Annotated in this window: 9 protein-coding genes and 1 rRNA gene; 1 reads left to right on the top strand and 9 read right to left on the bottom strand. The window is 69.7% G+C overall.

The window, feature by feature from the left end; genetic code table 11:
* Positions 1-171, bottom strand: a 16S ribosomal RNA gene (locus AC07EQ_RS12045); the annotation flags it as partial.
* 368 nt (positions 172-539) lie between these two features.
* A complete protein-coding gene (locus AC07EQ_RS12040) occupies positions 540-947 on the bottom strand; it encodes an HAD-IA family hydrolase (protein WP_478388013.1) in 408 nt (135 codons plus the stop codon).
* 114 nt (positions 948-1,061) lie between these two features.
* Here AC07EQ_RS12040 and AC07EQ_RS12035 point away from each other — a divergent pair, with 114 nt between their 5' ends.
* Positions 1,062-1,418, top strand: coding sequence for an Rv3235 family protein (locus AC07EQ_RS12035; RefSeq protein WP_478388012.1), 357 nt, complete (start codon positions 1,062-1,064; stop codon positions 1,416-1,418).
* Here AC07EQ_RS12035 and secA read toward each other — a convergent pair whose 3' ends face one another.
* From secA to AC07EQ_RS12000, 7 genes are all read right to left on the bottom strand, one after another.
* A complete protein-coding gene (secA, locus tag AC07EQ_RS12030; protein ID WP_478388011.1) occupies positions 1,419-4,295 on the bottom strand; it encodes a preprotein translocase subunit SecA in 2,877 nt (958 codons plus the stop codon).
* 188 nt (positions 4,296-4,483) lie between these two features.
* Positions 4,484-5,158: a ribosome hibernation-promoting factor, HPF/YfiA family gene (hpf, locus tag AC07EQ_RS12025; RefSeq protein ID WP_478388010.1), complete on the bottom strand. Its 675-nt coding sequence runs from the start codon at positions 5,156-5,158 to the stop codon at positions 4,484-4,486.
* Positions 5,159-5,577: 419 nt separating this feature from the next.
* Entirely contained in the window at positions 5,578-6,264 is a 687-nt protein-coding gene (locus AC07EQ_RS12020) for a ComF family protein (protein ID WP_478388009.1), read from the bottom strand.
* Positions 6,265-6,322: 58 nt separating this feature from the next.
* Entirely contained in the window at positions 6,323-8,038 is a 1,716-nt protein-coding gene (locus tag AC07EQ_RS12015; protein ID WP_478388008.1) for an LpqB family beta-propeller domain-containing protein, read from the bottom strand.
* Positions 8,035-9,753: an MtrAB system histidine kinase MtrB gene (mtrB, locus tag AC07EQ_RS12010; RefSeq protein ID WP_478388007.1), complete on the bottom strand. Its 1,719-nt coding sequence runs from the start codon at positions 9,751-9,753 to the stop codon at positions 8,035-8,037. The genes AC07EQ_RS12015 and mtrB overlap by 4 nt, the downstream gene beginning before the upstream one ends.
* Positions 9,754-10,059: 306 nt before the next feature.
* Positions 10,060-10,737 carry an MtrAB system response regulator MtrA gene (gene mtrA, locus AC07EQ_RS12005; protein ID WP_093160527.1) on the bottom strand — a complete coding sequence of 226 codons (678 nt, stop codon included), beginning with the start codon at positions 10,735-10,737 and terminating at the stop codon, positions 10,060-10,062.
* A 248-nt stretch (positions 10,738-10,985) separates the two neighbouring features.
* Complete coding sequence (locus tag AC07EQ_RS12000) at positions 10,986-11,633, bottom strand: dTMP kinase (RefSeq protein WP_478388006.1); 648 nt, start codon at positions 11,631-11,633, stop codon at positions 10,986-10,988.
* Positions 11,634-11,734: the final 101 nt, after the last annotated feature.

Below are 11,734 nucleotides of genomic sequence, written 5' to 3'. Positions count from 1 at the left end.
CCGGTATTAGACCCCGTTTCCAAGGCTTATCCCAGAGTGCAGGGCAGATTACCCACGTGTTACTCACCCGTTCGCCACTCATCCACACCCGAAAGCGCTTCAGCGTTCGACTTGCATGTGTTAAGCACGCCGCCAGCGTTCGTCCTGAGCCAGGATCAAACTCTCCAACAATGCTGTTGAACAATCCCAGCAGACACTCAAACCCAACCGGGCGAGCGCCATACTCAAAGAAACCACCAACCACCGAAATGGTCGGGGGCATAAAAGAACACTAACCAAAACAGTCCGCTGTTGAGTTCTCAAAGAACACACCCACACCATCACCCCCAGCCTCTCAAGGCCAGGAAGCTCCGGGGAGCATTTCCTCTTCACCGCTTTTCCGGTTCGCCCACTCTACCACTCACTCGTGGGAGCTTGGTTCGCGACCCGTGTCAGGCCCGGCCCGGTTTTCCCGGCCCGTGTCGCGCTGACTTGGATAAAGTTACACACCCCCGAAACACCCCCTGCAACCACCCCCCCTTAAACATCAAAACACCAGGTCAAGCGCCAACTTCAAGGCCGAAGAGGGCGGCCAGCTCGGTGGCCGTCGAATCGACGTCGCGGTGGTGGACTCCGACCATGCCCGCCTCGACCGCGCCGACCACGTTCCGGCGGAGGTCGTCGACGAAGACGCACTGCCGCGGTTCCAGCCCCAGCCGGCGCGCGGTCAACCGGTAGATCTCGAGGCTCGGCTTGGCGACGCCGACCGCCCCGGACAGCACGACGGTGTCGAACAGCTCGGCCAGGCCCGGATCGGCGAGCCCGTTGGCATTGGACACCAGGGCGGTTCCGATCCCGGCCCGGCGAATGCGCCGGGCGACGTCCAGCAGCGGCGGAACGCCGGACGGCTCGTCGCCCGGATCGTCGAGCACCCCGGCGTAGTCCAGCAGCAGTCCCTTCAGATCCACGAGCCGCACGGTAGCTCACACGATCGGGGCGTTCTGGTGCTGAAGGTGACCGGATCCGGACCGCAAGTTCCTCAGTTAAGCGGGAGCCCAGTCCGCCGACCGCCTGGAGACGCCATGACCGCAGTGCTGTCGATCGAAACGACGCCGGCCGAGGCGGTGGCGGACAGCAGCGCCTCCGCCGTCGCGGGATTCATCGGTGAGCAGGTGTTCGACGTGCTCGCCGGGCGCCGGGCCTTGCACGAGGTGCGCGAGCACCTCGAGCCGCAGGTGGCCGGGCTGCTGTTCACCACCCGGCTGCACGCAGCGCAAAGCCCGGACTACCGGTTGCGGTCCGTCCACGCCTGCCTGATCACCGACTGCGCGGTGGAGGCCTGCATGATCGTCGGGACGCGTTACCGGGTCCGGGCCCTGGTGCTGCGCTTGGAACAGGACGACGGGCACTGGGTGTGCACGCTGCTGTCCCTGGTCTGATCAGCGCTTCTTGTTCTTCTTCGCGTCAGCTCGAGCGGCGGCCCGACGCTCGCGGCGGGTGCCGCTGCGCGACTCCGGCCCCTGGTCGCCGTCGCTGCTGGTCTCCACGTCACCGGTCTCGTTCGGTCCGGAGTAGCTCAGACCTCGCTGCGCCGGCGAATCGAGTCCCTTGCCGCGCAACGCGGACGGGACCTGCTCGCCGTCTGCCGCGGTGGGCAGCTGGCTCAACGCGGGGCCGGCGGATGCCGGCCGGGCGCGCCTGGGCCGCGGTTGCGGCGCGGGCTGGGCCGTCGGCTGCGGGGTCTGGGGCACGTCCGGCGTGCCGCTGCCGACCTGGCTCACCGACACCGGCATGGCCGGCGCTTCCGGCTCGGGCTGCGGCTCGGCCGCCTCGACCTGGACGTTGAACAGGAACCCGACGGACTCCTCCTTGAGCGCCTCCAGCATCGCCCCGAACATGTCGAAGCCCTCGCGGCGGTACTCGATCAGCGGGTCGCGCTGGGCCATCGCCCGCAGCCCGATGCCCTCCTTGAGGTAGTCCATCTCGTAGAGGTGCTCGCGCCACTTGCGGTCCAGGACGCTGAGCACCACGCGGCGCTCCAGCTCGCGCATGGCGCCCTGGCCGACCTTGCCGTCGACATCGGCCTCGCGCTTGGCGTACGCGGCGCGAGCGTCCTCCAGGATGAGCTCCAGCAGGCGCTCCCTGGACATGTCCTCCTCGTCATCGACGAGGGCTTCCCAGCTGATCGACATCGGGTAGAGGGTCTTCAGCGCGGTCCAGAGCTTCTCGAAGTCCCAGTCCTCGGCGTAGCCCTCGGCGGTCTCCGCGTCGACGTAGGCCGTCACCACGTCGGTGAGCATGTGCATGACCTGCTCGTGCAGGTCCTCGCCGTCCAGCACGCGGTGCCGCTCGTCGTAGATGACGGTCCGCTGCTGGTTCATGACCTCGTCGTACTTGAGGACGTTCTTGCGGATCTCCATGTTCTGCTGCTCGACCTGGGTCTGCGCGCTGCGGATGGCGCGGCTGACCATCTTGTGCTCGATCGGCACGTCGTCGGGCACCTTGAGCCGGGTCATCACGGTCTCGACCATCGCGGCGTTGAAGCGCCGCATCAGCTCGTCGCCCAGCGACAGGTAGAACCGGGACTCGCCCGGGTCGCCCTGACGGCCGGAACGACCGCGCAGCTGGTTGTCGATGCGGCGGGACTCGTGGCGCTCGGTGCCCAGCACGTAGAGGCCGCCGACCTCGCGGATCTCCTCGCTCTCGGCCTTGACCTGCGCCGTGATCTTCTCGACGACCGCGGGCCACTCGGCCTCGTACTGCTCGCGGTTCTCGACGGGGTCCAGGCCGCGGCCGCGCAGTTCGGCGTCCGCGAGGTGGTCGATGTTGCCACCGAGCACGATGTCCGTACCGCGACCGGCCATGTTGGTGGCGACCGTGACCGCACCCTTGCGACCCGCCTCGGCGATGATCGCGGCCTCCCGCGCGTGGTTCTTCGCGTTCAGCACGTTGTGCGGGATGCCCTTTTTGGTGAGCAGCTTCGACAGGTACTCGGAGCGCTCCACGCTGGTCGTGCCGACCAGGACCGGCTGACCGCTCTGGTACCGCTCTTCGATGTCCTCGGCGACCGCCTCGAACTTCGCCGGCTCGGTCTTGTACACCAGGTCGGGCTGGTCGGCGCGGGCCATCGGCTTGTTCGTCGGGATCGGCACCACACCGAGCTTGTAGGTGGTGTGGAACTCGGCCGCCTCGGTCTCGGCGGTACCGGTCATGCCGGCCAGCTTGTCGTAGAGGCGGAAGTAGTTCTGCAGCGTGATCGTGGCCAGGGTCTGGTTCTCGGCCTTGATCTCGACGCCTTCCTTGGCCTCGATCGCCTGGTGCATGCCCTCGTTGTAGCGGCGCCCGGCCAGGATGCGGCCGGTGAACTCGTCGACGATCAGCACCTCGCCGTCGCGGACGATGTAGTCCTTGTCGCGCTTGTAGAGCTCCTTGGCCTTCAGCGCGTTGTTGAGGTAGCCGACCAGCGGGGTGTTGGCCGCCTCGTAGAGGTTTTCGATGCCGAGCTGGTCCTCGATGAGGGTGACGCCGTCCTCGGTGACGCCGACGGTGCGCTTGCGCTCGTCCACCTCGTAGTGCTGGTCGCGCTTGAGCATCGGCGCGAGCCTGGCGAACTCCTGGTACCAGCGGGAGGACTGGTCGGCGGGGCCGGAGATGATCAGCGGCGTCCGGGCTTCGTCGATCAGGATGGAGTCGACCTCGTCGACGACGGCGAAGTAGTGCCCGCGCTGCACGCAGTCGGCGAGGCTCCAGGCCATGTTGTCGCGCAGGTAGTCGAAGCCGAATTCGTTGTTCGTGCCGTAGGTGATGTCCGCGGCGTAGGCCTTGCGCCGCTGCTCCGGCGTCATGTCGGCCAGGATCGCGCCGACCTCCAGGCCCAGGAAGCGGTGCACGCGTCCCATCCACTCGGCGTCGCGGCGGGCCAGGTAGTCGTTGGTCGTGACGACGTGCACGCCCTTGCCGGTGATCGCGTTGAGATAGGCGGGCAGCACGCAGGTCAGGGTCTTGCCCTCACCGGTCTTCATCTCGGAGATGTTGCCGAGGTGCAGCGACGCGCCACCCATCAGCTGCACGTCGAAGTGCCGCTGGCCCAGGGTGCGCTTGGCGCCCTCGCGGGCCACCGCGAACGCTTCGGGCAGCAGTTCGTCGAGGGACTCGCCGCCGGCGTGGCGGCGTTTGAACTCGTCGGTCTTGCCCCGCAGCTCGGCGTCGGACAGCGCGACGATGTCCTTTTCAAGCTCGTTGATGTGCGCCGCGATGTTGCGCAGACGCTTGAGCATCTTGCCCTCGCCGGCGCGGAGCAGTCGGGACAGGACCATCCGGTCGACCTCACTAGCTGATCGTGACGCGTCCGTCACGGACGCTTTGCGGTCATCGTATTAGAGCTGGTAGCGGGGACCCGCCATCCGGTGCAGGTCCGGGTGGCGGACCCCCACACGCGACTGTCCCCCGCGAACCACGGTACGCGGGGGACAGCCGTTCGGGTCGGCGTTGGCGCAGACTCGCCCTATAGCGCGTCAGCCAACCTGATCACTCCGTAGTCGAATCCCTTCCTCCGGTAGACCACGCTGGGCCTACCGCTGTCCGCATCGGAGAAGAGGTAGAAGTCGTGTCCGACCAGTTCCATCTCGTAGAGAGCCTGGTCAACCGTCATCGGCTCGGCCGGGTGGTCCTTCTCGCGGACGACTCGGCCTGGTTCGTCGTACCCGTTTTCCGCGGCCATCCGCTGGCCCGGGACCTCGGCGGCGTACTCGTCGACCTCCGGCGGCGCTTCCAGTAGCGCGGTCCGGCCTTCGGCCACGGCCTGGCCCATCGCGACGGGCCGGTCCGCCATCGCTGCGGTCGCCTGTGCCACGGATGTCGGGTTGTGCTGCCCGTAGTGCACCTTTCTACGGTCGTGCATGCGCCGGAGCCTGCTCTCCAGCTTGGTCGCGGCGGCGTCGAGTGCGGCGTAGAAATCGCCTGCGCAAGCCTCGGCCCGAACGGGCGAGCCCTTGCCCATCAGCGTGATCTCGACGCGCTGGCAATTCTTGGCCTGACGGGGATTGCGCTCGTGGAACAGTTCCACGTCCGCCCGGATTGCCTTCTTGTTGTACCGCTCAAGCCGGGTCAACTTCGCATTGACGTGCTCCCGGTAGTGCGTGGGAACTTCGACGTTGCGACCCTTGACGACGATATCCATTCACGACCTCCGTTCCTTGCGTGCCGTAGGCGAGGTGTGCACGGCGGCGCCGGCTAGAAGGCGATCAGCTCACTTCCGGCGCCAGGGACATGGGGTTTCGCTCCTTCCCTCCCGCCTGGGTTGGCTGGATTGAGTGGCACGTTAGCTCGGTTTACCGATTTGTGACACCCCCCTTGTCGGGCGAAGTCAAGCGGCCACCGAGAGTGATTGCTGCCACCGTTCGAAGCAGGCAGCGGGCGCGGGCCTGCCCTGACCCAGGTGCCCATCGGCCTCGTTTTTCACCCGATCGGGGGCTACGTGCCGTAGCTCCCGGCCGGGCCGCCGGAGGACCTGGTCCTGCCTGCTCATAACTGGAAAACGAGTGGACGGCAGGTGAAGTTCCCGCGGCTGTTCGGGTAATGGCAATCCACCCGAATGCTTCAGGCGGCCGTCGCGGTCAGGCCGAGCACCGCGGCGACCTCGATGCCTGCGGTTCCGAGGACCGCCAAGCAGCTCGCGACCGTCGCACCGGTCGTGATGACGTCGTCGATCAGCGCGACTTGCGCCGCCTGCGGCGGAAAACGACTCGTCCGGCCGAGCACTCGGCCGGACAGGTTGCGCACTCGTTCGGCCGCATCCAGCCCGGCCGAATCCGCCGCACCGCGTGCGGTCACCAGGCAGTCCGCGACGGCCGCGGGGTGGCCCGCGTCGGTCAGCCCGGCCGCGGCCCGGTGCGCGATGCGGGACATGTGCGCGCCGCCCCTTCGGCGGGAGGCGATCGTCCGGGACGGCGCCGGCACCAGGTACCAGGCCGGATCGAGCCGGTGCTCGGCGGTGATCGCACGCAGGCCGATCGCGATGTGGCGGGCCAGCGGCTCGGCGAGATGGCGGCGGCCGGACTCCTTGTAGGCGAGCACCGCTCGCCGGGCGGCGCCCCGGTACCGGCCGAGCGCGTACACCGGCGGGACGGCTTCGAGCAGCGGGCGCTCGACTCGGCGGAGCCCGCCGAGCTCGCGCGCGCAGTCCCGGCACCACGCCGCACCCGCCGCGTCGCAGCCCGCGCAGCGCAGCGGCAGCATCAGGTCGACCAAGCCGGAAAGCCCCGCACCGAACCAGGAAACGCGCACCGGCCGATGGTGCCGCAGACCGGCGTCCCGACTCACCGACGCGTGTCGGCGTGGGCGGTCAGCCCGGGAAGAACGGGATCGAACCGCCGCCGATCGAGCCCTGGACCAGGGACCAGACGTCGTCGGTCTCCTTGGACTCCCAGATCCCGCTGCGGTCGCTGACGACCACCCGGCCGCGGTTGGCGACCGTGACAGCCTTCAACGGCTGGCCGAGGTTCGCGGCGGTGAACGGGACCCACTGGAACCCGTCGACCGTCACCTCGAAGACCGGCGTGGTGTTGCTGTCGGTGATCACCACCAGCGAGTCGTCCTTCAGCCAATCGACTCCGGTGATCCGAACCCCCGGCGCAGGCAGCGTGATCGGCCGCTGCAGCACCACCTGACCGTCCTGATCGGACACCCCGGCGACCACGAGGCGGCCGCCGACCACCGCCGCCACCCGCGTTCCGTCGCGGGACAACCGCAAATCGCTGATCGGTCCTTCGCTGGTCAGCTGCCTGGTGTCGACCTGGCGCAGCACCCAGCTGTTCCCGGCATCCAGCGCGCGGACCACGTTGCGGCCGTCCACGACGGTCCACACCTCGGATTTCCCGCGCCAGGTGGGCTTGCTCATGTCGGCGCCCCGCACCGGGAGTTCGGGCAGCTGCGCGCCGTAGCGGCCGACCCGCAACTCGACGCCGACGCCACCGGCGACGCGCGTGACCGCCGCGAGATGGCTGCCGTCGAGCGACTGACCCGCCCGGAGCACGTCGTACTCGCCCGATCCGGCCGGGCCCTGGATCGGCTGCGCGGTGTCGAGGGAGAGCAGCCGCTCGTCGACCACCACCATCCCCGGCAGATCCGGGCGGGCGGTGTTGTTGGTCTCGTAGGAGCCGAGGTCGGTCGGCCGCAGGTCCTTCCCGTCCGGCAGCAGCGGCGCGCCCTCCACCTTCAGCCGGACCCGCGCGTTGTTGACGCTCTGCAAGGTGAACACCACCTGTGCGGCGATCAGCTGGCGCTCCTCCCGCGGGATGGCGCCGAGATCGCTGAGGTTCACCTCCAGCGCGCCGTCCCCGGGGTCGGCCGGGTTGGTCTTCGGGTGCACGCCGGGCGGGATGGCGGTGCGCATGGCCGACTCCAGCCCCGCGGACGGGCCGCTGGTCAGCAGGTCGATGACCTGCCTGGGCAGGGTGCTCGCCGGTTGCGACACCACGTACCGCACATCCGGGACGATGCCGGCCGAGTCGTGGTCCAGGAAGTAGATCGGGACCGGCTGGTAGACGGTGCTGAACGAGCCCTTGCTGGCGACGATCTCGGGCAGCGGCGTCGCGATGCGCCACTCGCCGTCCGCCTGCAGCTCCACCCGCACCTGGGCCTGGTACTCGCCGACTTCGGGGACGAATGACGAGTCCGGCAGCAGCCGCCCCACTTTGTCGGCCTGCACGGTGACCATCTGCACGCCGTCGGGCAGCGGCGTGGGCTGCGTCGCCGGGATCGTGTCGACGTTGTCCACGATGAGCAGGCCCGGCGCCGGGGTCCAGCTCCGGCGCGCCGCCGGGGTGAGGTGCTGCCGCGCGGACTCGTGGTTGCTCTCCGGGGCGGCGGACGCGTTGACGAAACTGCGCACCAGTGCGAGCGGGTCGGCGCCGTCCGGTGGCGGGGGCACGGGCGCAGTCGCGTTGCTCTCGTCGACCGCCCGGATCGCCCTCGCGTCCGAACTCTCCGGGATCGATGCGCACGCCGACACCGACAGCAGCACCGCCAGCAGCACCGCCACCCGACGCACGCCCATCATTCGTCCTCCCAGGTGTGTTCGGACAACCGAGCCGGCCCGCGGTCGCGGAAGTCCGGATCGCCGGCCTCGCCGTCCTTCGGCGGGTCGACGCTGGCCGCGAGCAGCGCTTCCGGTGCAGCGATCCGGCGGATGCCCGGCATCGGCAGCGGGCTGGTGTCGAACGACTCGCCCGGCCGCCGGGGCAGGGTGAGGCGGAAGCACGAGCCCTCGCCGGGTTCGCCCCACGCGTCCAGCCCGCCGCCGTGCAGCCGGGCGTCCTCGAGGCTGATCGACAGCCCGAGGCCGGTGCCGCCGGTGCGCCGGTTCCGGGACGGGTCGGCCCGCCAGAACCGGGTGAACACCAGCTCGGCCTCGCCCGAGCGCAGGCCGACGCCGTAGTCCCGGACGGTCACCGCGACGGCCTGCTCGTTGCCGCCGAAGCGGATCTCGACCGGCCCGCCCTCGGCGTGGTCGATGGCGTTGGCCACCAGGTTCCGCATGATCCGCTCCACCCGGCGGACGTCGGCGACGATGGTGAGCTCGCCCCCGGACGGGGCGATCACCCGCAGCTCCACGCCGCTCGTGTCGGCGATGGGGCGCAGCGCCTCCACGGAGCGGTCCACGATCTCGGCGAGGTCCAGCTGCTCGGCCGCCAGATCGGCGACGCCGGCGTCCAGCCGGGAGATCTCCAGCAGGTCGGCCAGCAGCAGCTCGAACCGGTCGAGCTCGTCGACGAGCAGCTCGGTCGACCGGGACAGGCCGGGCGGGAACTGCTCCCGGGAGGCGTGCAGCACGTCGGCGGCCATCCGCACGGTGGTCAGCGGGGTGCGCAGCTCGTGGGATACGTCCGAGGTGAACCGGCGCTGCAGCTGGCCGAACTCCTCCAGCTGCGTGATCTGCTGCTTGAGGCTGTCGGCCATCTCGTTGAACGACTCCGCCAGGCGGGCCACGTCGTCCTCGCCGATCACCCGCATCCGCTTGTCCAGGTCGCCTTCCGCCAGCTGCTCGGCGATCTGCGCGGCCTGCCGCACCGGGCGCACCACCTGGCGGGTCACCAGGTTCGTGATGGCACCCACCATCACCAGCAGCACCAGCCCGCCGAGCAGCAGGGTCTGCTGCAGGACCTCGAGGGTGCTCTGCTCGGCGGTCAGCGGGAACAGCAGGTAGACCTGGAGCTGCCGGGTCGCGGTGCTCACCGGCGTCCCCACCGCCAGCATCGTGACGGAGGTGCCCTTCTCCCGGTGCGCGGTGGTGATCTGGGTGGCCAGCTGGCCGCGTTCGACGAATTGGCGCAGGTCTGACGGCACGTCGTCGATCGGGCCGGCGGCCGGCTGCTGCGACCGTTCGCCCGGCGCGCGCCCGTCGACCAGCACCGGCTCGAACGCGCCGGCCACCGTCTCGGTGGTGGACTGCCCGGAGGACGTCGTCGTCAGCCGGTTCAGCGCGGCCTGCAGCTGTTCGGTGACGTTGTCCGCGTTCGGGTCGACCGCGGTCAGCTCGCGCTCCAGGATCGGCAGGCTGACCTCGACCTGCGAAATCGCGGCGGTCTCCTTCGTGGACAGCAGCTGCGACGTGATCTGCCACTGCAGCATCATGCCCAGCGCGAAGACCACGGCCATCGACAGCGCGAGGGTGCTGACCACGACGCGCAGCTGCATCGACCGCCGCCACAGCGCTTCGAAGCGGCGCCAACGGCTGCGGACCTCCTCGCGGACACGACTGATCAGCCGCTGCACCGAGCGGCCTCGACGCGTCCACACCCTCACTGCAACCGTCCCCCGGGCCACTCCGCCACTACGACCCGGCTAGCAACTGTGTCAAAGGCTCGGCCGACCGCCCACACCGGTGCCCCACCGGTGCGCAGTTCCGGATCACCGCGCCCACCCGCAGTCCGGTGCCGGCGGCGCAGTCATTTCCTCTTGTTCCACACCCGCAACTCGCGCCGCACGCAGCCGCGAATCGCGATCCCGGTCCGGACCCGAAGTGCCGGACCGGACGAATGGGCGCCCGCTCGCGAGCGGGCGCCCATTTCGATCAGGACATCACGGGGGGCCGGCCTTGTAACCGACGCCGCGGACCGTCAGCACCACCTCGGGGCGCTCCGGGTCGCGCTCCACCTTGGACCGCAGGCGCTGGACGTGCACGTTGACCAGGCGGGTGTCGGCGGCGTGCCGGTAGCCCCACACCTGCTCCAGCAGGACCTCGCGGGTGAAGACCTGGCGCGGCTTGCGGGCCAGCGCCACCAGCAGGTCGAACTCCAGCGGCGTCAACGCGATCGGCTGGCCGTCGCGGGTCACCTCGTGGCCGGGCACGTCGATGGTCACGTCGCCGATGGTGAGCACCTCGGCCGGCTCGGCGTCGGTCCGGCGCAGCCGGGCCCGCAGCCGGGCGACCAGCTCCTTCGGCTTGAACGGCTTGACCACGTAGTCGTCGGCGCCGGACTCCAGGCCCAGCACCACGTCGACCGTGTCGCTCTTGGCGGTCAGCATCACGATCGGCACGACGGACTCGGTGCGGATGGCCTTGCAGACGTCGATGCCGTTCATCCCGGGCAGCATCAGGTCCAGCAGGACCAGGTCGGGCTTGAGCTCGCGCAAGGCAGGCAGCGCCTTGGTGCCGTCGCTGACGACGGCCGTCTCGAAGCCCTCACCTCGGAGCACGATGGTCAGCATTTCGGCCAGGGCCGGATCGTCGTCCACCACGAGCACGCGTGCCTTCATGGCCAACATGGTTGCACTTGTCACCCCGCCGCCGTGCATCCACCCGCTGATCGTCGCCGCAGGTCGCGGCGCGACAACCGAATCGGCCCAGCGAGTACCGCCGAATGGAGCATCCAGTCCGGTGGTTTCGCGCACCGACCCGGTTCGACGCCGCGTGCCGATCGACTCACGTTGCGTAGCAACGGCTTGGGCCACCTGGACGAGTGTGCACTTCGGACAGTGCGGGCCCTCACCGCGCCGCCGGACGCTTACCGCGCGAGGACGTGCTGGTCGACGAGCGCGCCGAAGTCCACGTGGTTCACGCCGTCCACCACGACCCACGGCGACCACCAGTCCGCCGCCGCGAGCTGCTGGTAGACCTTGCCGCAACGCTGCTGCAGCGCGGCATCGGACTCGAAGTTGTCCCGCTGGCGGTCCACTTCGGTCCGCTCCCGGTGCTCGGCTCGGGCGGCCGCCACCTCCGACGGCACCTGCAGCAGGATCTGCAGATCCGGCTTCGGCAGCGCGAAGCGCGTCACCTCCAGCTCGTGGACCCAGGCGACGAAGTCGCCGTGGCTGTCCTGGTGGAGCCGGGCGGCGCCGTAGGCGGCGTTCGAGGCGACGTAGCGGTCGAGGAGGACGACGTCGTGCGCGCGGAGGTCCGCGCGCAGCGCGTCCGCCGCGGCGCGGCGGTCGAGCGCGTAGAGGACGGCCATGCCGTGGACGGAGTCGCCGAGGTCGCCGTGGCGACCGCGGAGCGCTTCCGCGACGAGCTCGGCGTGGACGTCGTCGGCGTAGCGCGGGAACGCCGAACGGGCCACGGAGTGGCCGCGGGCGGTCAGTTCCGCCGCGATGCCGTTGGCGAGCGTGCGCTTGCCCGCGCCGTCCAGTCCCTCGATGACGATTAGTCGACCCACGCCGTCGACGGTAGTCCAGTCGCCGCACCCCCCATCCGGACACCCTCGTCCGATCGTCCCGGCGCGTGAATTCGCTTTCGCCGCAACCCGTTCTGCTGTAT

It is taken from the genome of Saccharopolyspora sp. NPDC045839, assembly GCF_056431645.1.
Note: the sequence above shows the minus strand (reverse complement) of the source record. Positions and strands in the feature narration are given on the sequence as shown.